General features: G+C 63.1%; 29 protein-coding genes and 1 tRNA gene. 1 reads left to right on the forward strand and 29 read right to left on the reverse strand.

Going from position 1 to position 23428, the window contains the following annotated elements:
• Positions 1-323: 323 nt before the first annotated feature.
• From HDG32_RS21590 to HDG32_RS21620, 7 genes are all read right to left on the reverse strand, one after another.
• Positions 324-399: transfer RNA gene (locus tag HDG32_RS21590), tRNA-Thr, on the reverse strand.
• 19 nt (positions 400-418) lie between these two features.
• On the reverse strand, positions 419-916 hold the full coding sequence (locus tag HDG32_RS21595; protein ID WP_184070581.1) for a ClpXP protease specificity-enhancing factor: 498 nt from the start codon (positions 914-916) through the stop codon (positions 419-421).
• Positions 917-982: 66 nt separating this feature from the next.
• Entirely contained in the window at positions 983-1594 is a 612-nt protein-coding gene (locus tag HDG32_RS21600; RefSeq protein ID WP_006052302.1) for a glutathione S-transferase N-terminal domain-containing protein, read from the reverse strand.
• 95 nt (positions 1595-1689) lie between these two features.
• On the reverse strand, positions 1690-2445 hold the full coding sequence (locus HDG32_RS21605; protein ID WP_184070583.1) for a cytochrome c1: 756 nt from the start codon (positions 2443-2445) through the stop codon (positions 1690-1692).
• Between the two features lie 23 nt (positions 2446-2468).
• Complete coding sequence (locus HDG32_RS21610; RefSeq protein ID WP_184070585.1) at positions 2469-3848, reverse strand: cytochrome bc complex cytochrome b subunit; 1380 nt, start codon at positions 3846-3848, stop codon at positions 2469-2471.
• Positions 3848-4468, reverse strand: coding sequence for a ubiquinol-cytochrome c reductase iron-sulfur subunit (gene petA, locus HDG32_RS21615; protein WP_184070702.1), 621 nt, complete (start codon positions 4466-4468; stop codon positions 3848-3850). The genes HDG32_RS21610 and petA overlap by 1 nt, the downstream gene beginning before the upstream one ends.
• A 220-nt stretch (positions 4469-4688) precedes the next feature.
• On the reverse strand, positions 4689-5435 hold the full coding sequence (locus tag HDG32_RS21620; protein ID WP_090802074.1) for a Nif3-like dinuclear metal center hexameric protein: 747 nt from the start codon (positions 5433-5435) through the stop codon (positions 4689-4691).
• A gap of 19 nt (positions 5436-5454) precedes the next feature.
• Between HDG32_RS21620 and HDG32_RS21625 the strand changes: the two genes are divergently transcribed.
• On the forward strand, positions 5455-6675 hold the full coding sequence (locus HDG32_RS21625) for a Do family serine endopeptidase (protein ID WP_184070588.1): 1221 nt from the start codon (positions 5455-5457) through the stop codon (positions 6673-6675).
• A gap of 90 nt (positions 6676-6765) precedes the next feature.
• Here HDG32_RS21625 and tatC read toward each other — a convergent pair whose 3' ends face one another.
• The 22 genes from tatC to mlaD all read right to left on the reverse strand — a co-directional run bounded on the left by tatC (position 6766) and on the right by mlaD (position 23413).
• Positions 6766-7551, reverse strand: a complete 786-nt coding sequence (tatC, locus tag HDG32_RS21630) for a twin-arginine translocase subunit TatC (protein ID WP_184065597.1) — start codon at positions 7549-7551, stop codon at positions 6766-6768.
• A 34-nt stretch (positions 7552-7585) separates the two neighbouring features.
• Positions 7586-8128 (reverse strand): Sec-independent protein translocase protein TatB, encoded by a 543-nt coding sequence (gene tatB, locus HDG32_RS21635; RefSeq protein ID WP_184070590.1) that lies wholly within the window; start codon positions 8126-8128, stop codon positions 7586-7588.
• A 48-nt stretch (positions 8129-8176) separates the two neighbouring features.
• A complete protein-coding gene (tatA, locus tag HDG32_RS21640; RefSeq protein ID WP_018420076.1) occupies positions 8177-8422 on the reverse strand; it encodes a Sec-independent protein translocase subunit TatA in 246 nt (81 codons plus the stop codon).
• Positions 8423-8690: 268 nt separating this feature from the next.
• Positions 8691-9056 (reverse strand): histidine triad nucleotide-binding protein, encoded by a 366-nt coding sequence (locus tag HDG32_RS21645; protein WP_184035806.1) that lies wholly within the window; start codon positions 9054-9056, stop codon positions 8691-8693.
• 93 nt (positions 9057-9149) lie between these two features.
• On the reverse strand, positions 9150-9545 hold the full coding sequence (locus HDG32_RS21650) for a hypothetical protein (protein ID WP_184065591.1): 396 nt from the start codon (positions 9543-9545) through the stop codon (positions 9150-9152).
• A 90-nt stretch (positions 9546-9635) separates the two neighbouring features.
• A complete protein-coding gene (locus HDG32_RS21655; protein ID WP_184009180.1) occupies positions 9636-10031 on the reverse strand; it encodes a phosphoribosyl-ATP diphosphatase in 396 nt (131 codons plus the stop codon).
• Positions 10028-10438, reverse strand: a complete 411-nt coding sequence (gene hisI / locus HDG32_RS21660) for a phosphoribosyl-AMP cyclohydrolase (protein WP_090802086.1) — start codon at positions 10436-10438, stop codon at positions 10028-10030. The genes HDG32_RS21655 and hisI overlap by 4 nt, the downstream gene beginning before the upstream one ends.
• A gap of 1 nt (position 10439) precedes the next feature.
• The gene (gene hisF, locus HDG32_RS21665; RefSeq protein WP_184070593.1) at positions 10440-11213 is read right to left on the reverse strand and encodes an imidazole glycerol phosphate synthase subunit HisF; all 774 of its coding nucleotides are present in this window, start codon (positions 11211-11213) and stop codon (positions 10440-10442) included.
• Positions 11214-11459: 246 nt separating this feature from the next.
• Complete coding sequence (gene hisA, locus HDG32_RS21670) at positions 11460-12212, reverse strand: 1-(5-phosphoribosyl)-5-[(5-phosphoribosylamino)methylideneamino]imidazole-4-carboxamide isomerase (protein ID WP_184070595.1); 753 nt, start codon at positions 12210-12212, stop codon at positions 11460-11462.
• 181 nt (positions 12213-12393) lie between these two features.
• Entirely contained in the window at positions 12394-13035 is a 642-nt protein-coding gene (gene hisH, locus HDG32_RS21675) for an imidazole glycerol phosphate synthase subunit HisH (protein ID WP_184070597.1), read from the reverse strand.
• Between the two features lie 161 nt (positions 13036-13196).
• Positions 13197-13784 carry an imidazoleglycerol-phosphate dehydratase HisB gene (gene hisB / locus HDG32_RS21680; RefSeq protein WP_184070599.1) on the reverse strand — a complete coding sequence of 196 codons (588 nt, stop codon included), beginning with the start codon at positions 13782-13784 and terminating at the stop codon, positions 13197-13199.
• A 115-nt stretch (positions 13785-13899) separates the two neighbouring features.
• Entirely contained in the window at positions 13900-14970 is a 1071-nt protein-coding gene (gene hisC, locus HDG32_RS21685; RefSeq protein ID WP_184070601.1) for a histidinol-phosphate transaminase, read from the reverse strand.
• Between the two features lie 243 nt (positions 14971-15213).
• Positions 15214-16548, reverse strand: coding sequence for a histidinol dehydrogenase (gene hisD / locus HDG32_RS21690; protein WP_184070603.1), 1335 nt, complete (start codon positions 16546-16548; stop codon positions 15214-15216).
• 58 nt (positions 16549-16606) lie between these two features.
• Positions 16607-17308, reverse strand: a complete 702-nt coding sequence (gene hisG / locus HDG32_RS21695; RefSeq protein WP_184035753.1) for an ATP phosphoribosyltransferase — start codon at positions 17306-17308, stop codon at positions 16607-16609.
• Complete coding sequence (murA, locus tag HDG32_RS21700) at positions 17305-18567, reverse strand: UDP-N-acetylglucosamine 1-carboxyvinyltransferase (protein ID WP_184070605.1); 1263 nt, start codon at positions 18565-18567, stop codon at positions 17305-17307. Before murA ends, hisG begins: the two co-directional genes overlap by 4 nt.
• Positions 18568-18678: 111 nt before the next feature.
• Complete coding sequence (locus HDG32_RS21705) at positions 18679-18918, reverse strand: BolA family protein (protein WP_008918725.1); 240 nt, start codon at positions 18916-18918, stop codon at positions 18679-18681.
• 15 nt (positions 18919-18933) lie between these two features.
• The gene (locus HDG32_RS21710; RefSeq protein WP_184070607.1) at positions 18934-19698 is read right to left on the reverse strand and encodes an ABC transporter permease; all 765 of its coding nucleotides are present in this window, start codon (positions 19696-19698) and stop codon (positions 18934-18936) included.
• Positions 19695-20627, reverse strand: coding sequence for an ABC transporter ATP-binding protein (locus HDG32_RS21715; protein WP_184070609.1), 933 nt, complete (start codon positions 20625-20627; stop codon positions 19695-19697). Before HDG32_RS21715 ends, HDG32_RS21710 begins: the two co-directional genes overlap by 4 nt.
• Positions 20628-20818: 191 nt before the next feature.
• The gene (locus tag HDG32_RS21720) at positions 20819-21139 is read right to left on the reverse strand and encodes a lipid asymmetry maintenance protein MlaB (protein ID WP_184070611.1); all 321 of its coding nucleotides are present in this window, start codon (positions 21137-21139) and stop codon (positions 20819-20821) included.
• On the reverse strand, positions 21136-21768 hold the full coding sequence (locus tag HDG32_RS21725) for a phospholipid-binding protein MlaC (protein ID WP_184070613.1): 633 nt from the start codon (positions 21766-21768) through the stop codon (positions 21136-21138). Before HDG32_RS21725 ends, HDG32_RS21720 begins: the two co-directional genes overlap by 4 nt.
• A gap of 114 nt (positions 21769-21882) precedes the next feature.
• Positions 21883-22863, reverse strand: coding sequence for a VacJ family lipoprotein (locus HDG32_RS21730; protein WP_184070615.1), 981 nt, complete (start codon positions 22861-22863; stop codon positions 21883-21885).
• Between the two features lie 19 nt (positions 22864-22882).
• Positions 22883-23413, reverse strand: coding sequence for an outer membrane lipid asymmetry maintenance protein MlaD (gene mlaD, locus HDG32_RS21735; protein ID WP_187612918.1), 531 nt, complete (start codon positions 23411-23413; stop codon positions 22883-22885).
• Positions 23414-23428: the final 15 nt, after the last annotated feature.

Genomic DNA, 23428 nt, shown 5'->3' on the forward strand with positions numbered 1-23428 from the left:
CGCCGCCGTGCGGATTCGCGGCGCGGCATGAATTGGTGACGGTGATGAGGTGAGTCTAGACGCACCGAAAGTAGACAATAATGTCTACAATCGACAAGGTGAAAGAGATATCGTGGTTTTTGAGCCATCGCGCGGCTCACCTCACGCTGCCTTCGCACGTTTTGACGTGCGTGAAACCCTCGTCGCAAACAAGCCGGGCCAAGGCTTCGGTGATCGGCATCAGCAACGATCCGGGCAATTTCCACCGAAAAAGAAAAACCCCGCCAAAGCGTGTGCTTCGACGGGGTTTTCTAGCATTTCCAGTTACTGCTGATAAAGCAATCTGGTGCCGGCTGCAGGACTCGAACCCGCCACCTCATGATTACAAGTCAAGCGCTCTACCTGATGAGCTAAGCCGGCATGAGGCCGTGATTCTACTTCATTTCACGATCTTAAGGCGAGCCCTTCCGCCGCCTTTCGAGCCATCGTCGTCGGGCTGCGGTTTGTCGTCGGCGTCGGCGGCCTCGGCAGGGTCGGCGGGGGCGGTTTCGACGGCGCGCGGAGCCGCCGGCGTGTCAGCTTCGTCCGCGGCATCCGCGCCCGAATCCTGAGCCTCGCCGCCCGCCGATTCGACCGGGAACGCCATACCCTGGCCGTTCTCGCGCGCGTAGATCGCAAGAATATTGGCGACCGGCACTTCGATCTTGTGGGACTTGCCGGAGAAGCGCGCGTTGAACTCGATCCACTCGTTGCCCATCTGCAGCTGGCTGGTCGCCTCGAAGCTGATGTTCAACACGATCTCGTTGTCGCGCACGAACTGACGTGGCACGCGCGTCTGATTGTCGACGCGGACCGCGATATGCGGTGTGTAGCCGTTATCCGTGCACCACTCGTAGAGCGCGCGCAACAGATAAGGTTTCGTGGAAATCTCTTGCATCAACAGTCCTCTTGCGGGCGCGGGCGCGCATCGAAGCGATGCGACGTCCGCGCTCCAAAGCCAAACTCAACGACGCATCACCTTTTCCGACGGCGTCAGCGCTTCGATATAAGCCGGGCGGCTGAAAATGCGCTCGGCGTACTTCATCAGCGGCGCGGCGTTCTTCGACAGCTCGATACCGTAGTGGTCAAGGCGCCAAAGCAGCGGTGCGATCGCGACGTCGAGCATCGAGAACTCTTCGCCGAGCATGTACTTGTTCTTCAGGAAGATCGGCGCGAGCTGCGTCAGGCGATCGCGGATCGCGAGGCGCGCCTTCTCGTGATTCTTCTCCGCCGCCTTGCCCTTCTCGTTTTCGAGCGTGCCGACGTGGACGAACAGCTCTTTCTCGAAGTTGAGCAGGAACAGGCGGGCACGCGCGCGCTGGACCGGATCGGCCGGCATCAGCTGCGGGTGCGGGAAGCGCTCGTCGATGTACTCGTTGATGATGTTCGATTCGTACAGAATCAGGTCCCGTTCGACGAGAATCGGCACCTGACCATACGGATTCATCACGGCGATGTCTTCCGGCTTGTTGAACAGGTCGACGTCGCGGATCTCGAAGTCCATGCCCTTTTCGAACAACACCAGCCGGCAACGCTGGGAGAACGGGCAAGTAGTGCCGGAATACAGAACCATCATGTTTACGTTTCCTCAAAAAGCTGAAGGGCCAGCGCGCGGAAAAACCGTTCAGCAGGTTTTTCCTGGCGCCGGCCCCACGCCATGTAGCGGCGTGATTATTTGATATGTTTCCAGTACGCGGCGTTCAGTCGCCAGGCGAAAAAGCTCAGGATACCGAGGAACAACAGCACCCACACGCCAAGTTGCTTGCGGGTTTGCTGCGTCGGTTCGGACATCCATGACAGGTACGACACGAGGTCGGCCACAGCAGAATCATAATCTACCGGCGACATCGTCCCCGGAGTCAGTTGCTGGAAGCCGAGGAATTTGTGTACTTTTTCGCCGGTTTTTTCGTCGGTTTCGTCGCCGAATTTCGCCGCACGCTGCCCCTGAAGCTGCCACAGGACGTGAGGCATGCTCACGTTTTGGTACACCAGATTGTTCCAGCCGGTCGGCCGCGTATCGTCGCGGTAAAAACTCCGCAGATACGTGTAAAGCCAGTCCGTGCCGCGCGCCCGCGCCTCCACCGACAGATCCGGCGGCGTCGCCCCAAACCACGCTTTCGCGTCCTCCGGGCGCATCGCCACGGTCATCGTGTTGCCCACCTTGTCGGTGGTGAACAGCAGGTTCGCCTGGATTTCGTTCGGCGTGATGCCGAGATCGGTCAGGCGGTTGTAGCGCATCAGGTTCGCGCTGTGGCAATTCAGGCAGTAGTTTACAAACAATTGCGCGCCGCGCTGCAAAGAAGCGAAATTGTTCGTGTTGTCCGGCGCGCGATCGAGCGGGAAATTCTCGTCCGCGTGAACCGGAGCGGCCAGCAGCACAAGCATGGTCGCGCCGACCAGCGCGCACATCGAAAGCAGTTTTTTCATCTTCATGTTCTCCTGGCTCGCGATTAGTGAGGCTTGAACCGCACCCGCTCGGGCGGCTGCTTGAACTTGCCAAGCCGGGTCCAGAAGGGCATGCCGAGGAAAAACGCGAAGTAGATCAGCGCACAGATCTGGGCGATCAGCGTCGCGGCCGGCGATGGCGGCCGCGTGCCGAGGAAGCCGAGCGTCAGGAACGCAATCACGAAGATCCCGAAGAAAACCTTGTGGAAGAACGGCCGGTAGCGAATAGACCTGACCGGCGACCGGTCGAGCCACGGCAGGAAGAACAGCGAAATCACCGCGCTGCCCATCACCACGACGCCCCAGAACTTCGATTCGGTGAACACCATCGCGACGATCACCAGCACCGCAAGCACCGGCAGACCGAGCTTCCACTTGCCGCGCGCGCGCACGAGCGCCAGCAACCCGAGTAGCGCGATGACGATCATCAGCACGATCTTGAATGGATCGGTAGTGGCGCGCAGCATCGCATAAAAGGCGGTGAAGTACCACACAGGCGCAATTTCCGGCGGCGTCTGCAGCGGATTCGCGGGGATGAAGTTGTTGGCTTCAAGGAAATACCCACCCATTTCCGGCGCGAAGAAGATGATCGCCGCGAAGATCAGCAGGAAGATCGTTACGCCCATGAAGTCGTGCACCGAGTAGTACGGGTGGAACGGAATGCCGTCGAGCGGCACGCCATCCGGGCCCTTCTTGGCCTTGATCTCAATGCCGTCCGGGTTGTTCGAGCCGACTTCGTGCAGCGCGACGAGGTGCGCGATCACGAGGCCGATCAGCACCAGCGGAATCGCGATCACGTGAAACGCGAAGAAGCGGTTCAGCGTGACGTCGGAGACCACGTAGTCGCCGCGAATCCACAGCGACAGATCCGGACCGATGAACGGAATCGCCGAGAACAGGTTCACGATCACCTGCGCGCCCCAGAACGACATCTGGCCCCACGGCAGCAGGTAGCCGAAGAACGCCTCGGCCATCAGGCTCAGGAAAATCAGGCAGCCGAAAATCCACACGAGTTCGCGCGGCTTGCGGTACGAGCCGTACAGGAGCCCGCGGAACATGTGCAGATACACGACGACGAAAAACATCGACGCACCCGTCGAGTGCATGTAGCGGATCAGCCAGCCCCACGGCACCTCGCGCATGATGTACTCGACCGACGAGAACGCGAGCGTCGCGTCGGGCTTGTAGTTCATCGTCAGGAAAATGCCGGTGACGATCTGGTTGACCAGCACCAGCAACGCAAGCGAACCGAAGAAGTACCAGAAGTTGAAGTTCTTCGGCGCGTAGTACTCGGAAACGTGCTTCTTCCACGTGGCAGTCATCGGGAAGCGCTGGTCGATCCAACCAGCCAGCCCGGTCGTCTCTACTTCGTGTTCGCTCGCCATTACGCTTCTCCTTTTTCGTCCTTCCCGATCACAAGGGCCGTCGCCGACGTGAACATGAAGCGCGGGATGTCGAGGTTCTGCGGAGCGGGTTTGTTCTTGAAGACGCGGCCGGCCATGTCGTAGGTCGAGCCGTGGCACGGGCACAGGAAGCCGCCGGGCCAGTCGTCGGGGAGATTCGGCTGCGGGCCTTCCTGGAAGCGCGGCGTCGGCGTGCAGCCCAGATGCGTGCAAACGGCGACGGCAACCAGCAGATGCTTGTTCTCGGCGCGTGAACGGAATTCGTTGTTGCAGTAGTCCGGCAGCGGCATCGAAAACGGATTCAGCGAGTGGGGGTCCGCTACCTGGCTGTCGGCTTTTTGAACATCGGCGAGCATGCGGTCCGTGCGGTTGATGATCCACACCGGCTTGCCACGCCAGGCGACCGTCATCATGTCGCCGGGCTTCAGACCACTGAGATCGACTTCGACCGGGGCACCTGCGGCCTTGGCCTTTTCGGATGGTGCAAAGGAACTAACAAAGGGTACGACAACGGCAACACCTCCTATGCCGCCTGCTACGGTCGTCGCTACCAGCCAGTTACGGCGGCTGCCATCGACGCGTTCCTCTTCTTTGTCTCGCATCACACGCCCCACTTCTGAGTTGGATTTTTCCTTCACGTCGCTTCTACCGCCGCTAGTTTGCTCGAATGGAGTCGCCATTTACAAGGGCCGATTGCCAAAAACCGTGCGAAGCCCTTGATAACTCAGGGTTTGTCCGTACCGATCGCAAACTTTTTCGCACCTCCTTTTAAGTGCCTTCTGCGGTATTCCTGCCTTGTTCTTCGTTAATACAATTCGCAATTCAAACGGGATTGGGGATATCGATAAACAGATGTTCGATATCGAACGATTCGGACAGATGCTTGCCCACCGCCTGCACGCCGAAGCGCTCGGTCGCGTGGTGGCCAGCTGCCAGAAACGCGACGCCGCTTTCCGCTGCCGTATGCATCACCGACTCCGATACCTCGCCGGTCACGTAGACGTCGACACCCGCGTTGATCGCCGCGTCGAACATGCCTTGCGCGGCGCCCGTGCACCAGCCGACGCGGCGCAGCTCCATATCCGGATCGCCGAACACGAGCGGCGTGCGGCCCAGTGTCTGCGCGATCTCCGCGGTGAGGTGCGACAGCGTGATCGGCATCGGCAGCGTGGCGAGCCAGCCGAGATCGTTGTCGCCGAAACGCGCGTCGCTGATCCAGCCCATCTTCTCGCCGATCTGCGCGTTGTTGCCGAACTCGGGATGATCGTCGAGCGGCAGATGGTAGGCGAACAGGTTCAGGTCGTTGGCGAGCAGCAGCTTCAAACGAGCATGTTTGCGGCCGGTGATCTGCGGTGCCTCGTTGCGCCAGAAGTAGCCGTGATGGACCAGCACGGCGTCCGCGCCCCAGTCGAGCGCGGCCTCCAGGAAGGCCACCGACGCGGTCACGCCGGTCGCGAGTTTGTTGATCCGGCGGCGTCCTTCGACCTGCAATCCGTTCGGGCAATAGTCCTTGAAGCGCGCGGTTTCAAGGAGATTGTTCAAGTACAATTCAAGTTCAATCCGATCCATATAGACCTCTAGTCTTCAGATGCTTAGACGCTTCTGGCTATTATTTGCCCAAGCGGTGACGGTGCTGTTGGCGCTGATGTTCATCATTGCGACCCTCAAACCGCAGTGGCTGCAGCGTCAAGGACAATTCGGCAGACAACTCGCCGAACCGATCGTCGCGCTACGGGAAGTGGCGCCGGGCATCGGCACTGGCCATGCCGAAACGTCCTATGCCGAAGCGGCGCAAAAGGCCATGCCCGCGGTCGTCAACGTGTTCTCCAGCAAGGATGGCTCGCTGCCTCCCGACCCGCGCGCCAAAGACCCGCTGTTCCGCTACTTCTTCGGCGACAGGAACAATCGCAAGCAGCAGGAGCAGCCTGCCTCGAATCTCGGCTCAGGTGTGATAGTGAGTTCGGAAGGTTACATTCTAACGAACCAGCACGTCGTCGACGGCGCCGATCAGATCGAAATCGCGCTCGCCGATGGCCGCACCGCCAGCGCGAAGGTCATCGGCATCGACCCCGAAACCGATCTGGCCGTGCTCAAGGTCAATATGACCAATCTGCCCACCATTACGCTCGGCCGGATGGACCAGACCCGCGTTGGCGACGTCGTGCTCGCGATCGGCAATCCGTTCGGCGTCGGGCAGACCGTAACGATGGGCATCGTCAGCGCGCTCGGCCGCAACCATCTCGGCATCAATACGTTCGAAAACTTCATCCAGACCGACGCCCCGATCAACCCCGGCAACTCGGGCGGTGCGCTCGTCGACGTGAACGGCAACCTGCTCGGCATCAACACCGCCATCTACTCGCGCTCGGGCGGCTCGCTCGGCATCGGCTTCGCGATTCCGGTGTCGACCGCGCGCAGCGTGCTCGAGAGCATCATTACGACCGGCACGGTCACGCGCGGCTGGATCGGCGTCGAACCGCAGGACGTCACGCCGGAAATCGCGGAGTCGTTCGGGCTCGATCAGAAGTCGGGCGCGATTGTCGCGGGCGTGCTGAAAAGCGGCCCGGCCGACCGCGCAGGCATCAAGCCCGGCGACATCCTGACGAGCGTAAACGGCCAGGTGATCACCGATACCACGCGTCTGTTGAACGTGATCGCGCAGATCAAGCCCGGTACGGCGGCGAAAGTGCATCTGGTGCGCAAAGGTCATCAGATCGATCTCGACGTGAAGATCGGCAAACGCCCGCCGCCGCCGAAACAGACGGAAGACGACAACGGCGGCGATCAGCCGGATGACGAAGGCGGTTGAAGCTAATGCCGCGATTCCACGCAATAAAAAAGGGCAGTCCGCAATGAACTGCCCTTTTTCATTTGACACCCGGCACTGACTCGCGACACCTCAACTGGACGGCGGCGGACTCGCATCCTCCACGACCACCGGCTGCTTGCCGACGATCAACCGCGCCGCGACGATGCCAGCTTCGTACAGCAGAATCAGCGGAACCGCGAGGATCAGCTGCGAAAACACGTCCGGCGGCGTTACGACGGCCGACACCACGAACGCGCCGACGATCACATACGGCCGGATCTCCTTCAGCTTCTTCAGCGTCACCACGTTCATCCGCACCAGCAGCACGACGACGATCGGTACCTCGAACGTGACGCCGAACGCGATGAACATCGTCAGCACGAAGCTCAGGTAATTGTTGATATCGGTTGTCATCTCCGCGCCAAGCGGCGCATTGTAGTGCGCCATCACGCGGAAGATGGTCGGAAACACGACGAAGTACGCGAACGCCATGCCGCACAGGAACAGCGTGTAGCTGCTCGCGACGAGCGGCGCGACGAGCTTCTTCTCGTGCTGATAGAGCCCAGGCGCGACGAACGCCCAGATCTGGTACAGCACGACCGGCAGCGCGATCACGAAGGCGACCAGCATCGTCACCTTCATCGGCACGAAGAACGAGCCGGTGACGTCGGTGACGATCATCTTGCCGTCCTTCGGCAGATTCATCATCAGCGGACGGGCGAGCAGTTTGAAGATGTCCGGCGCCCAGTAAACGAGCCCGACGAACACGACGACGACGGCGAGCCCCGCACGGATGATGCGGTCACGCAGTTCGACGAGGTGGGAAATGAAGGTCTCTTCAGTGCCTTCGTTCTGGGATTGCTGGGGGTCGCTCACACCGGCCCTCGGTTGGGGATTGTCGATCTGAACATCAGAAAAACCGCGTCGGACGACGCAGGTTGGCAGGTGTGTGCCGCGCAACGCGCGCGGCGCCCGACTGCACGCGCGTGCGCCGCAGGCTCGCTCGCTTGTACCAGGTGGGCGTGGCGCTCTGCTGGACGCGCCAGGTCTTGCGTTTGGGCGCGGCGGCCGGCGTACTGACGGGCCACGAGGTGGCACCCGCGCTGCCGCTGGCCCCGCTGCCGGCGTCTTCGAGCGCGCCGCCGGCGATGCTCGGCGATACCGACGTACCGCTATTCCATGCCTCGTTCAGTTCATTCTCGTGCTTGCGCACATTGTCCTGAACCGCCGTTTGGACATTGCTCGCAGCCTTCTCGAACTCGGTCTTCATGCGCCGCAATTCGTCGAGCTCGATTTCGCGTGTGACTTCGGCCTTAACGTCGTTGATGTACCGCTGTGCGCGGCCGAACAGCGCGCCGGCCGTGCGAGCGACACGCGGCAGGCGCTCAGGCCCGAGGACGACCAGCGCGACAACGCCGATCAGCGCCATCTTGGTTAGACCGAGGTCCAGCATGAAATGGAATGTCCGTCAGAAACGCGGGAACGGCGCGAAGGCCGCGGCTTAGCGGTAATCGCTCGATTGCTGCGTCTTTTCCTTCGCTTCGACGTCCACCGCGCCGTTGCGCGGCAGCTCGCGCTGCTGCTGTTGCGCGTCGGCCGACGACGAATCGGCTTCCTTCACGCCTTCCTTGAAGCCCTTCACGGCGCCGCCCAGATCGCTGCCGATGTTGCGTAGCTTCTTCGTGCCGAACACGAGCGCGACGATCAACAGAACGATCAACCAATGCCAAATACTCAACGAACCCATGACTACTCTCCTTAACCCCGGCGCCGCATCTTGATGCGGCCAATTTGCATAACCTGAAGCGCGTGCGCTTCGTCTCGATATATCTCTACGTTACCTCAGGCTGCACCGCCTCGCTCGCAATGCGGCCATCTTCGCCTGTCATTGTGGCCACACGATCGCGTCGACGTTATTACACAGCGGTAAAAACAACGACGGCGCTATTGTCCTCGACCAAAACTCGCGGCGGTGCGCACTTGCCACGCAGCGCGCCTGACGCGCGAACCGGCGCTCAGCCCATGCGTTGCCAGGGACGCGGTCCCGCGAGAATGTGCGCGTGCAGGTGATACACCTCCTGACCACCGCCCGGACCGGTATTGATTACCGTGCGAAAGCCCGTTTCGCCGCCGTTATAGGCGACCCCCAATTGTTCGGCCAGTCGCGCGGCCAGGACAAGCATTCTACCAAGCAGAGGCGCGTCGCTTTCCGTGCAGTTCGACAGCGTTGCAATGTGCTTGCGAGGAATCACCAGCACATGCGTTTCGGCCGCCGGACGGATGTCGCGGAAGGCGACGAACTCGTCGTCTTCGTGGACCCTGGTCGACGGGATTTCGCCAGCGGCAATCTTGCAGAAAAGGCAGTTCGGATCGTGACTCATCGTATTCCTGACGCGGTATGACTTGGGCGAGCGAAGCCGCCCGCGCCGAGGTTCGATCCGAAAGCCGGCCCGCCCATACGGACCGGCTAGCGTTCAGACCCAACTGGCCGGATTCGCGAACGACTTGTTATCGTACAGATACAGCCAGCCTTTGATAATACGGTACAACATCCATATGCTGACTGCCCACAGCACCGGAATGCCGATCACGACGAGCAGCAGCAACGCGCCGATCGCGTAACCGACGAGGCCCAGCCAGAACGTGCGGATCTGCCATTCGAAGTGCGCTTCGTACGGCGTGCCGGCCACATCCGACCGTTTGACGTAGTTGATGATGATCGCGACCAGAATGGTGAGCCCGCCGGTCAGCCAGTGGACCGCATACAGCGCGTACAGCACGTGCGTGAGCGTGCGCAGGCTGCGCTCGCGCTCAGGCTCCATCGCGTGGCGGTAGACCGGCGGCGGATAGCTTCCTTGCGGCTGTTCCATGCTTGCGTCCTCCCGGAGGTGCGGTTACCGCTATATTGGCGCCGGCGCGCGCGACTTCAAGCGGAAACGCCAGATTTCCGCTCCGGCTGCTCAGTCGCCGTTTTCCTCGCGCTCGCGGCTCTTGCGCAGCGCCTTTTCCTCGATGCCCGACAGGCCTTCGCGACGCTCGAGTTCGGCGATCACGTCGGCCGGGCTCAGATCGAAATGCGACAGCATCACGAGGCAGTGGAACCACAGGTCCGCAACCTCGCCGACCAGCGCCTTCGGTGCGCCGCCCTGGCGCACGTCCTTCGCGGCCAGCACGACTTCGGTGGCTTCTTCGCCGATCTTTTTCAGCACCGCGTCGTCGCCCTTGTGGAACAGGCGCGATACATACGAGATGTCCGGATCGCCGCCCTTGCGGCTGTCGATCACCGCCGCGAGGCGCAGCAGCGTGTCGAGCGTGGAAGCCGTGGCGGGCGACGGGTTTTGCGTGGATTGCGTCATTTGTAGATGTGTTCGGGGTCTTTCAGCACGGGATCGACGGCCTGCCAGTCGCCATCGTCCACCGAGCCTTCGAATTTCTGGAAAAAGCACGAGTGGCGGCCGGTATGGCACGCGATGCCCGATACCTGCTCGACTTTCAGCAGCACGACGTCTTCGTCGCAATCGAGTCGCACTTCATGCACATGCTGCACGTGGCCCGACTCCTCACCCTTGAACCACAGACGCTGGCGCGAGCGCGAGAAATACACCGCGCGGCCGGTCTCGACGGTCTTCGCGAGGGCCTCGCGGTTCATCCACGCGAACATCAGCACGTCGTTCGTCGACGCTTCCTGCGCAATCACCGGCACGAGGCCGTTCGCATCCCACTTGACCTTGTCGAGCCAGTTCACTGCCGAAGGATTCGTCACGTCACAACCTCACCGAAATGCCCTGATCGGCCATGAAGCGCTTGGCCTCGCCGACCGTGTGTTCGCCATAGTGGAAGATGCTCGCGGCGAGCACCGCGTCCGCGTGACCGCTCTTGATGCCGTCGGCGAGATGCTGCAGATTGCCGACGCCGCCCGAGGCGATCACCGGCACCGGCACCGCGTCCGACACCGCGCGAGTCAGCGCGAGGTCGAAGCCGCTCCTGGTGCCGTCGCGATCCATGCTGGTCAGCAGGATTTCGCCCGCGCCCAACTCGGCCATCTTGCGCGCCCAATCGACCGCATCGAGACCGGTGGCCTTGCGGCCGCCGTGCGTGAACACTTCCCAGCGCGGCGTTTCGCCGTCGGCCGATACGCGCTTCGCGTCGATCGCGACGACGATGCACTGCGAGCCGTATTTGTCGGTCGCGTCCTTCACGAGTTGCGGATTCGCTACCGCCGACGAATTCATGCTGATCTTGTCGGCGCCCGCGTTCAGCAGGCGCCGCACGTCTTCGACCGCGCGCACGCCGCCGCCGACCGTCAGCGGAATGAACACCTGCGAAGCGACCGCCTCGATGATCGGCAGAATCAGGTCGCGCTGATCCGAGGTCGCGGTGATGTCGAGGAACGTCAGTTCGTCGGCGCCCTGCTCGTCGTAACGGCGCGCGATTTCGACCGGGTCGCCCGCGTCGCGCAGTTCGACGAAGTTGACGCCCTTGACCACGCGGCCCGCGGTGACGTCGAGACAGGGGATGATGCGTTTAGCTAGAGCCATGATCGTGCAATTCTGCCAATACCGCTGATGAGGCCGCTCGCTTGCGGGCAAGCGGCACGGTGCCGGCGCGAGCGGTTGCGTCGCGCCGCGAGTGAGGTGCCGGCCGGAAGCTGGCGAGGTTCCGGGCGCTTGATCGTGCGACGCGCGTTACAGGCAAGCCATCGTTCGAACGAGCGCCGCAAGTCGACACGAGCGCAACGCCGGCGGCCCGCACAACCTGCCCAGCACGCGCAGCCGACGCCGTGCTTAAGCGTCGTCCGCTTCGCGCAGCTTGTCCGCGAGCGTCTGCGCGGCCGCGAAGTCGAGGTCGCCCGAATAGATCGCGCGGCCGCAGATTACGCCCTCGATGCCCTCGCCTTCGACTTCGCACAGAGATTCGATGTCCGCGAGGTTCGACAGACCGCCGCTCGCGATCACCGGAATCTTGACCGCGCGCGCAAGGCGCACCGTCGCTTCGATGTTGATGCCTTGCAGCATGCCGTCACGGCCGATGTCGGTGTAGACGATCGACTCGCAGCCGTAGTCCTCGAACTTGCGCGCGAGGTCGGCCACTTCGTGACCGGTCAGCTTGCTCCAGCCGTCGGTGGCGACCTTGCCGTCTTTCGCGTCGAGGCCGACGATGATGTGACCGCCGAACGCGGTGCACGCGTCCTGCAGAAAGCCGGGGTTCTTCACCGCGGCCGTGCCGATGATCACGTACGACAAACCGTCGTCCAGATAGCGCTCGATCGTGTTCAGGTCGCGGATGCCACCGCCCAGCTGAACCGGAATCGCGCCGCCCACTTCATCGATGATCGCCCGGATTGCATCGCCGTTCTTCGGCTTGCCGGCGAACGCGCCATTCAGATCGACGAGATGCAGACGACGCGCGCCGCGGTCGACCCAATGTCGGGCCATTGCCGCCGGTTCCTCGGAGAAAATCGTCGCCTGGTCCATATCGCCCTGTTTGAGGCGTACACACTGACCGTCTTTCAGGTCGATGGCGGGAATCAGCAGCATAGCAATCGGGTGTTATCTGGGAGTGGATTGAAGGTCGGCGGCAGCGGCTGGCGAGTCAGCCCGCCGCAATACCGTCTCGCTAGTTTAGTACAACTCGTTCGGCGCTCCAGTGGGGCGCCGGTCGGATGCGGGACCGCGGCACCGCGCGACGCGCGCGCGGCAACGGGATGAAAAAAGGCTTTCACGGGTTCCAGTGCACGAAGTTGCGATACACGCGCAAACCCGCCTCGGCGCTCTTTTCAGGGTGGAATTGGGTGGCAAAGATGTTATCCCGCGCTACCGCCGAGGTAAAGGGCACGCCGTAGACCGTTTCGCCCGACGTATGCGCCGGGTTGTCCGGGACCACGTAGTAGCTGTGCACGAAGTAGAAGAACGCGTTGTCGGCGACACCGTCCCACAGCGGATGCGGCTGCGCCTGACGCACGCGGTTCCAGCCCATCTGCGGGACCTTGAAGCGCGAGCCGTCGTCCTGCACCTGGCCTTCGAGCTCGAAGCGCACCGTCTTGCCGGGCAACAGACCCAGACCCGGCGTGTCGCCCTCGGCGCTCCAGTCGAACAGCATCTGCTCGCCGACGCACACGCCCATCAGCGGCTTGCTGCGCGACGCCTCGACGACCGCTTCCTGCAAACCGGACGCGCCGAGACTGCGCATGCAGTCGGGCATCGCACCCTGGCCCGGCAGCACCACGCGGTCGGCCGAGCGGATCGCTTCCGGACGATCGACGATCGCCACGTCCGCTTCCGGCGCCGCTTTACGCAGTGCCTGGGCAACCGAGCGCAGGTTGCCCATTCCGTAATCCACAATCGCTATCGAAGTTTTCATTTCAAGTTTGGCCGCTCTGCCCTCGATCCATCGATGCCGCCGCGCGGCGTCAAACGACGTGCCGGCAAATGCGGTCCTGCCCGATGAATCGCTTGAAGGTGAGTGGCCTGAAGACGTTGGAGGCGGTGAAACCCGTGTTAAAGCCTGCTACGGCCGTTACGTTAGAGGCTGCCCTTGGTCGATGGAATCTGTCCGGCCGCGCGCTCGTCGAGTTCGACGGCCATGCGCAGCGCACGCCCGAATGCCTTGAACACCGTTTCGAGCTGATGATGCGCGTTGATGCCACGCAGGTTGTCGATGTGCAGCGTCACGCCGGCATGGTTCACGAAGCCGCGGAAGAATTCGATCGACAGGTCGACGTCGAACGTGCCGATGCGCGCGCGCGTGAACGGCACGTGAAATTCGAGGCCCGGACGGCCGGAAAAATCGATCACGACGCGCGACAGCGCTTCGTCGAGCGGCACGTAGGAATGGCCGTAGCGGCGGATGCCCTTGCGATCGCCGATCGCCTTCGCGACGGCCTGGCCGAGCGTGATGCCGGTGTCTTCGACCGTGTGATGATCGTCGATATGCAGGTCGCCATGCGCTTCGATCTCGAGGTCGAACAACCCGTGGCGGGCGATCTGGTCGAGCATGTGGTCCAGGAATGGCACACCGGTGGCCAGCTTCTGCTGGCCGGTGCCGTCCAGGTTGATCTTCACACGGATCTGCGTTTCGCTGGTGTGGCGAACGACTTCCGCAAGGCGCATGGCAATTCCTCGAATCTGGCTTAAAAGCGCTAGTAATGTGGGATGGACAAACTGGCGGCCTGCTCAGTGCAGCCGTTCAACGCAGCGGCTCAGTGCCGCCGCTCGATGCGGCGGGTTACCGCAACACGAGTTTCAGGCCGGCGACCAACTGGGCGTTCTCGTTCGGCGAACCGACGGTCAAACGCACGCAATTGGCCAGCAATGGATGCATTTTACTCACGTTTTTGATCAGAATCCGCGCCGTTAGCAGGGTTTCGAACAATACCGACGCATCGGGCACCCGCACGAGCAGGAAGTTGCCCGCGCTAGTGAACACTTCGGCGCCCGGCAGCGCGGCCACCGCCTGCGCGAGTTTCTCGCGTTCGTCGCGCAATTGCGCGGCCTGCGCATCGAGCACGCCGATGTGGTCGAGCAGGAAATCAGCGGCGGCCTGCGTCAGCACGTTGGTGTTGTACGGCGGGCGGACCTTGTCGAACTCGGTCAGCCACGCGGGCTTGCCGACCAGGTAACCGAGGCGAATGCCGGCGAGGCCCAGCTTCGACACCGTGCGCATCACGACGACGTTGTCGAACTGGTCGGCGCGCGGCAGCCAGCTCTTCTGCGCGAACGGCTGATACGCCTCGTCGATCACGACGAGGCTCCTGCCCGCCGCGGCGACGATGCGCTCGATTTCGGCGTCATCGAACAGCGTGCCGGTCGGGTTGTTCGGATACGCGAGATAGATGATCGCCGGTTCATGCTCGGCGATCGCCGCGAGCATCGCGTCGGTATCGAGCGTGAAGTCGGCTTTGAGCGGCACGCCGACGAATTCGAGATTCGCCAGCTTCGCCGACATCTGATACATGACGAAGCCCGGCACCGGCGCGAGCACCTTCGCGCCCGGCTTCGCGCACGCGACCGACATGATGCTGATGATTTCATCCGAGCCATTGCCGAGCAGCACGTCGCACCCCGCCGGCACGCCCATCACGTGACGAATGCGCTCGATCAACTGCTCGGGGCGCGGCGCCGGATAACGGTTCAACGCGACGCCGGCCAGACGCTCGCCGAGATGCGCGGCAAGTTCCGGCGGCAGCGGAAACGGGTTTTCCATTGCGTCGAGCTTGATGAAGCCGGTGGCGTCGGGAACCGGATAGCTCGTCATTGCGAGCACGTCGCTGCGGATGATGTCTTGAGGTGTCGTCATAGGTTCGGGGGCCGGGCCCTGCGAAAGACGCCGGGTCGGCGTCGTCGGCATGGGGCGCTCGGGTTGGTCTCTGTCGTCGTTATTGAACGGGGCGGGTGGGCTCGAGCCGTCGCTCGAGCGGGTGGAAGCCGGAAAACATGGAAGCCGGTCGATGCGGCGGCGGTTGCCGCCCTCGCCGCTTCGCCTGCTCCCGCTTACGCCTGCTTGAGTTCCGCCGCGCGCCAGCGCGCTCAGCGCTCCGCCTCAGCCGCGTTCGTTGTTGTTCTGCCGCATCCGGTATTCGGCGCTGCGTGCGTGCGCTTGCAGACCTTCGCCGTATGCCAGTTCCGCGGCAATCTCGCCGAGCGTCTGCGCACCTTCCGCGCTGACCTCGATCAGGCTCGAACGCTTGAAGAAATCATAGACGCCGAGCGGCGACGAAAACCGTGCGGTACGCGACGTCGGCAGCACATGATTCGGGCCCGCGCAGTAGTCGCCGAGGCTCTCGCTCGTGTAACGGCCAAGGAAGATCGCGCCTGCGTGACGGATCTGTTGCGCCCACTGATGCGGCTCCAGCGCCGAAATTTCAAGGTGCTCCGGCGCGATGTCGTTGGCGATCGCGCAGGCCTCGGCCATGTCGCGCACCTTGATCAGCGCGCCGCGGTTTTCGAGCGACGTGCGGATCACTTCGCGGCGCGGCAGGGTGGGCAGCAGTTCGTCGATCGCTTCCTGCACGCGCGCGATGAACGCGTCGTCGGGGCACAGCAGGATCGATTGCGCGAGCTCGTCGTGTTCGGCTTGCGAAAACAGGTCCATCGCGACCCAGCGCGGGTCGGTCGTGCCGTCGCACAACACGAGGATTTCCGACGGCCCGGCGATCATGTCGATGCCGACCGTGCCGAACACGCGACGCTTCGCCGACGCGACGTACGCGTTGCCGGGGCCGCAGATCTTGTCGACCGCGGGCACGGTCGGCGTGCCGTACGCGAGCGCAGCTACCGCCTGCGCGCCGCCGATCGTGAACACGCGATCGACGCCACCCAGCAGAGCCGCCGCGAGCACGAGCGGATTCTTCACGCCTTCCGGCGTCGGCACGACCATCACGATTTCGCGCACGCCGGCCACCCGCGCCGGTATCGCGTTCATCAGCACCGACGACGGATACGCGGCCTTGCCACCCGGCACGTAGATCCCCGCGCGATCGAGCGGCGTGACCTTCTGGCCGAGCACGGTGCCGTCCGCTTCGGTGTACTGCCAGCTATGGCTGCCGCACTCGATCTTCTGCTTCTCGTGATAGCCGCGCACGCGTGCCGCCGCCGCTTCGAGCGACGCGCGCCGCTTCGGCTCGAGACTTTCGAGCGCCGCCTCGAGTTCGGCCATCGGCAGTTCGAGCTCGGCCACGCTTTTCGCATCGACGCGATCGAAGCGATTCGTGTACTCGAGCACCGCCTCGTCGCCGCGCGCCTTCACGTCGTTCAGAATCTGCGCGACCGCGCGCTCGATGGCTTCGTCTTCGCTCGCCTCGAACGCGAGCACCGCATGCAGCGACTTGTGGAAGTCGCGAGCGGTGGAATCGAGTTTGCGAATCTTGGTAGACATACAGGTATCCGTTTCGGTAAGGCGCGCTATCAGTGCAACGTCACATTGCCATCGTCAGTCAGGGCGCCGGGGCGGCGGTTTTCGACGAAGCATTGGCAAACGCGTCGAGAATCGGCCGCAACGCGGCGCGTTTGAGCTTCAGCGCTGCCTGGTTCACGACGAGACGCGACGAAATCTGCATGATCTCCTCCACCTCGACCAGATTGTTCGCGCGCAGCGTATTGCCCGAGCTGACCAGGTCGACGATCGCGTCGGCGAGTCCAACCAGCGGAGCGAGTTCCATCGAACCGTACAGCTTGATCAGATCGACGTGAACGCCCTTGGCGGCAAAATGCTCACGAGCGGTTTCAACATACTTGGTAGCGACCCGCAGACGCGCGCCCTGGCGCACCGCGTTCGCATAATCGAAACCGGCCGCGACCGCGACCGACATGCGGCAACGCGCAATGTCCAGATCCACCGGCTGATACAGGCCGCTGCCGCCATGCTCGAGCAGCACGTCCTTGCCGGCCACGCCGAAGTCGGCCGCGCCGTACTCGACATAGGTCGGCACGTCGGTCGCGCGCACGACGATCACGCGCAGGTTCGGGTCGGTGGTCGGCAGAATCAGCTTGCGCGAGCTCTCCGGATCTTCCGCTACCTCGATGCCGGCCGCCGCGAGCAGCGGCAGCGTTTCCTCGAAGATACGCCCTTTCGACAACGCGAGCGTGAGCGGCGCGCTGACCGCCGGCGACGACGACGTCTGCGGCATCGAACTCATGCCCCGCTCCCGGAAACCCGGCGCACCATCGCGCCGATCGCATTGAGCTTCGCTTCCATGCGGTCGTAGCCGCGATCGAGGTGATAGATGCGGTCGATCAGCGTCTCGCCCTCGGCGCGCAGCGCGGCGATCACAAGACTCGCGGACGCGCGCAGATCGGTGGCCATCACCTTCGCGCCGGACAGTTTTTCGACGCCGGTGACGAGCGCGGTGTTGCCGTCGATCGTGATGCTCGCGCCGAGACGGTTCAGTTCCTGGACGTGCATGAAACGGTTTTCGAAGATCGTCTCCACGACTTGCGACGTACCGTCCGCGATCGTGTTGAGCGCCATGAACTGCGCCTGCATGTCGGTCGGAAACGCCGGGTATTCGGAGGTGCGGAACGTGACCGCGCTCGGGCGCTTGTCCATGCGCACGCGCATCCAGTCGTCGCCTTCCTCGACCGTGACGCCCGCTTCGCGCAGCTTTTCGGTGACGGCTTCGAGCAGCAGCGGACGCATCTTGCGCAGCATGACGTCGCCGCCGGCCGTTGCGACCGCGCACAGGAAAGTGCCCGCTTCGATGCGGTCCGGAATCACCGTGTGCTTCGCACCGTGCAGCTTGTCGACGCCATGGATCACCAGACGGTCGGTGCCGATGCCTTCGATCTTCGCGCCCATCGCGACGAGCAGACGCGCGAGGTCGACCACTTCCGGTTCGCGCGCGGCGTTCTCGATGACCGTCTCGCCTTCGGCGAGCACCGCCGCCATCAGCAGGTTCTCGGTACCGGTCACGGTGATCATGTCGGTGACGATGCGCGCGCCCTTCAGACGCTTCGCGCGCGCTTCGATGAAGCCGTGCTCGATCGTGATCTCGGCGCCCATCGCCTGCAGACCCTTGATGTGCTGATCGACCGGACGCGCGCCGATCGCGCAGCCGCCCGGCAGCGACACGCGCGCATGACCGAAGCGCGCGACGAGCGGACCGAGCACGAGAATCGACGCGCGCATCGTCTTCACCATTTCGTACGGCGCGACGAGGTTGTCGACCTTCGACGCGTCGAGCGCCACGCGCCCTTCGCCGGCTTCGATACGCACGCCCATCTGGCCGAGCAGCTTGAGCATCGTGCGCACGTCCTGCAGATCGGGCACGTTCTCCAGATGCACCGGATCGGCGCTCAGCAGACCCGCGCACAGGATCGGCAATGCCGCGTTTTTCGCACCCGAGACGACAACTTCACCGGAGAGCGGGTAGCCACCTTCAATGATGAGTTTATCCATGCCTGTCGGTTCCTGATCGGCCCGGTTCGCGTCCGGACCTGCTTTGTCTGTGTTCGGCGCGCCGCTAGCGGTGTCGCGCCCTTCCTGAGTAATTCGCACAAAATTTCCAGATTACGCGTTCTGCCATTCGGCGGGCGTCAGCGTCTTCATGCTGAGCGCGTGGATTTCTTCGCGCATGCGGTCGCCGAGCGCCGCATACACGAGTTGGTGACGCTGGATCAGGCGCTTGCCTTCGAAGTTCGGCGAGACGATCGTCGCAAAGAAATGCTGACCGTCGCCTTCGACTTCGAGATGCTCGCACGCGAGTCCAGCTGCAATGTACTGTTTGACCTGTTCGGGAGTCGGCAACATGAGAGAAGCTCCTCGTCAGTGGCGCAGCTTGTAGCCGGTAGCGAGCATGCGCATCGCCACGGCGGCCAGCACCACGAAGAAACCGGCGACGATCGCGAGGCTCACCAGCGGGTCGATATCCGACACGCCGAAAAAACCATAGCGAAAGCCGTCGATCATGTAGAAAAACGGATTGAGCCGCGATACTTCGCGCCATACGGGCGGCAGCGTATGCGTCGAGTAGAACACGCCCGACAGGAACGTGAGCGGCATGATCAGAAAGTTCTGGAACGCGGCGAGCTGGTCGAACTTCTCGGCCCAAATGCCGGCGATCAGACCCAGCGTGCCGAGAATCGCCGAGCCGAACATCGCGAACACGATGATATAGAGCGGCGCGGTGAAGGCGAGCGGCACGAACCAGATCGTCACGATGAACACGCCGAAGCCGACACACAGCCCGCGCGCCACGGCCGCGAGCACGTAGGCCGCGAACATCTCCTGGTGCGACAGCGGCGGCAGCAGCACAAACACGAGGTTGCCGGTGATCTTCGATTGAATCAGCGACGAAGAACTATTCGCGAACGCGTTCTGCAGCACGCTCATCATCACGAGGCCCGGAATCAGGAAGCTCGTGTATTCGACGCCCGGATAGACTTGCACGTGGCCGCGCAGCGCGTGGCCGAAGATGGTCAGGTAAAGCAGCGCGGTGATGACCGGCGCGAGCACGGTCTGGAACGACACCTTCCAGAAGCGCAGCAGTTCTTTGTAAAACAGCGTGCTAAATCCACTGTACCCGCTCATGCAAGCCCCTCGATCACTTCTGGACCGTTCATCACCTGAACGAATACGTCTTCGAGGTCGGCCTTGCGGACCTCGATTTCTTCGAATGTACAACCGGCCGCGCGGCATTGCGCGAGGATGCGCTCGACGTCGTCGTAGCTCGTCAGGCGCAGCAGATGCTGGCGGCCATTGCCGTTGCCGGCGCCGCCTTCCGCCTCGAGCGGACGCAGCTCGGCGGGCAGCACGCCCTGCGCGAAGCGAACGAACAGTTGCATGCCGGCGAAACGCTGCAGCAGTGTGCTGGTGCGATCGAGCGCAACGACCTCGCCACGGCGCAGCATCGCGATGCGGTCGCACAACGATTCGGCTTCTTCCAGATAGTGCGTGGTCAGCACGATCGTGTGGCCTTCGCGATTCAGGCGCGAGATGAACTTCCACAGCGTCTGGCGCAACTCGACGTCGACACCCGCGGTCGGCTCGTCGAGCACGATCACCGGCGGGCGGTGCACGAGCGCCTGCGCGACCAGCACGCGGCGCTTCATGCCGCCCGACAGCGCGCGCATGTTGGCATCGGCCTTTTCGGTGAGATCGAGATTGGCCATGATCTCGTCGATCCACGCGTCGTTGTTGCGCAGCCCGTAGTAGCCGGACTGGATGCGCAAGGTTTCGCGCACCGTGAAGAACGGATCGAACACGAGTTCCTGCGGCACCACGCCGAGCGCGCGGCGCGCGTTGCGGAAATCGTCGACGACGTCGTGACCGCGCACCGCGATGCTGCCTTCGTCGGCACGCGCGAGACCCGCGAGTATGCTGATGAGCGTCGTCTTGCCCGCGCCGTTCGGACCGAGCAGTCCGAAGAACTCGCCTTCTTCGACCGTGAGGCTGACGCCCTTGAGCGCCTGCAAGTCCTTGTAGCGCTTCTTGACGTTACGAATTTCTATGGCTGACATGACTATGGGCCGCGTGCGTCGCGGCGCCTGAAGTAGCCCCAATGGAGCTTGGGGACGCGCAAATGCTGGAAGAAACGGGAACCGGGGCCGATTAGGGGGCCAGTTCGACGCCCCAAAAAAACGTTTGATTATAGGGCAAAAACTGACACCCCCGGCCTGGCCGGAAGGGAGGGGACGACGCTAGAGGAGCGTCAATGTCGCGCTGACGCAACCATGCTGGAGGCGCCAGAAGAGAGAAGTGTATCGACGCCGTAGGCCTGCGCGAGACTGGCGAGCCCAGCCGGCAGATTGACGATTTCGAACTTGCCGTCGCGCGCCGCCGCGGCCCGCACCCACGCGAGCAGGACGGCGAGCGCCGACGAATCGAATTGCGTGAGCGGCGCGCAATCGACGCCGCCCGCACCCGCCGCGATGCGTTGCAGACCCGCCGCGAGCGCGGCCTTCGCGCTCTCGTGGGTCAGCGTCGTGCCGCTGTCGAAGCGGTTCGCAACCGGGTTCAGCACGTCGCTCACGACTGCTTGCCCGCGGCGAGTTGCTGATTGCGCTGCGTGAGGAACTGGATCAGTCCGTCCACGCCCTTCTGCTGGATCTGCTCGTTGAACTGCTGCTGATACGCCTGGATCAGCCACGCGCCGAGCACGTTGATGTCATACACGCGCCAGCCCTGCGCCGTCTTGTACAGGCGGTAGTCGAGTTCGATCGGCTGGCCGTTGTTCATCACGACCGAGCGCACCACCGTGTCGGTGTCGTCCGGGTTCATGCGGAACGGCTTGTACTGGATCTGCTGGTCGCGCACCTGCGCGAGCGCGCCCGCGTACGTGCGGATCAGCAGCATCTTGAACTGCTCGACCACCTGGTTCTGCTGTTCGGGCGTCGCGGTGCGCCAGTTGCGGCCCATCGCGAGCTGGGTGGTGCGGCGGAAATCGGTGTACGGCAGGATCTTTTCGTTGACGAGCGCCGTGATGCGCTTGATGTCGCCCTGCTGGATCGACTTGTCGCCGCGAATCGCGTCCATCACCTGCTGGGTGACGGTCTTGATCAGCGCGTCGGGCGAGCTGGTGTCGACGGTTTGCGCCGATGCGCCCGCGCTGATGAACGAAAACAACGCGGCAAACAACGGAATCAGGAAGAATTTTTTCATATCGAGCTTTGCCTCAAAAATAATGCAACAGTTTGAACCGACCTTGTCACGCGAGTTCGACGGCAATCCATGCGCAAACTGCGAGAGTCGTATCGATCTGTTACGGCTGCACGTTCAACGCAATCTGAAGGACGGGAAGTTGAAGCGCGTGGGCGGCACCAACTGACCGGCCGGAATTTGCGTTTCCGGGCCGCCTTTCAGGTCGAGAGGCGGTGTTTCGGCGCCCGACGCGGCCTCCGGTGCCGACGCGCCTTGCGGCGTGCCCACGGCCGCGCCGGATGCGGGAGCCGGCTTGGCCGGCGCACCTGCCGCGCCCGTCTCGCCTTCGTCGTACTTCGGCAGCGGCGCCTCCTCGTCGTAGCTCGGCAGTTCCTGCGGACGCCGGCGGTTATCCGACAACAGATACTGCCGGCGCTGCAGATACGCGTTACGCACGAACGAGTATTTGTCGAGCGCCGCGCCTTCCAGCAGGTTGCTCGCTCCGAGCAGGTTCGCGCGCGTGTTGACGATGTTCAGGCCATACAGCGCCCAGCTCAGGCCCGGCGGGTCGACGTAGCTGATCGGGTTCACGTAGTAGTTGCCGAGCGAGCCGATCGCATCGCGCACCGTGCTCGGCCCGAACAGCGGCAGCACCAGATAGGGGCCCGCCGGCACGCCGTAGTGGCCGAGCGTCAGACCGAGGTCGTTGTCGTGCTTCGGGAGCTTCGCGAGCGTCGCGACGTCGAACAGGCCGCCGACGCCGAACAACGTGTTGATCACGATCCGCATGATGTCGGACACGCCGTCGGCGATGCGCAGCTGCAGCAGGTTGTTCGCCGCGATATAGACGTCGCCGATGTTCGAGAAAAAGTTCGTCACGCTGTCGCGAACCGGCTGCGGCGTGACCCAAACGTAGCCCTGCGCAACCGGCTTCAGCGCGTACTGGTCGATCTTGTCGTTGACGGTGAAGATCGTACGGTTCAGCCCTTCGAACGGGTCGCCCTTGGTAGGCGTCTGCACGGTCGTGCAACCGGCGAGCAGCGCAGTCGCCACGGCGACCTTGCCGAACTGTAGGACGCGCGCGCCGCTGCGCGCGGTCTGCAGTGTCGTTTGCATCTAATTCTCCTTGTTGGCCTTACTGGCCGGCAGCGCCGGAGGCCGGCGCGCCCGGCGCCGGTGCAGGGGCGGATGCGGCGGGCTTCGCCGCGCCGGAATCCGCGGCCTTGCTATACAGGAACTGGCCGATCAGGTTTTCCAGCACGATCGCCGATTGCGTCATCGAGATGGTATCGCCGGCCTTCAGCATTTCCGAGTCGCCCCCCGGCTCGAGCCCGATGTACTGCTCGCCGAGCAGACCCGAGGTCAGGATCTTCGCCGAAGTGTCCCTCGGAAACTGGTATTGCTTGTCGATATCGATCGTGACGAGCGCCTGGTAGGTGTTGCTGTCGAAGCCGATCGACGCGACCCGGCCGACCGTCACGCCGGCGCTCTTCACCGGCGCGCGTGGCTTCAGCCCGCCGATGTTGTCGAACTTCAGCTTGACCGGGTAGGTTGCCTGGAACGACAACGAGCTCATATTGCCGGCCTTCAGCGCAAGAAACAGCAACGCCACGAAACCCAGCACCACGAACAGGCCGACCCAGAAGTCGAGAACATTCTTTTTCATCGTCATCCCAAAGTG

Source organism: Paraburkholderia sp. CI2 (assembly GCF_014201055.1).
GTDB classification, from domain to species: domain Bacteria; phylum Pseudomonadota; class Gammaproteobacteria; order Burkholderiales; family Burkholderiaceae; genus Paraburkholderia; species Paraburkholderia tuberum.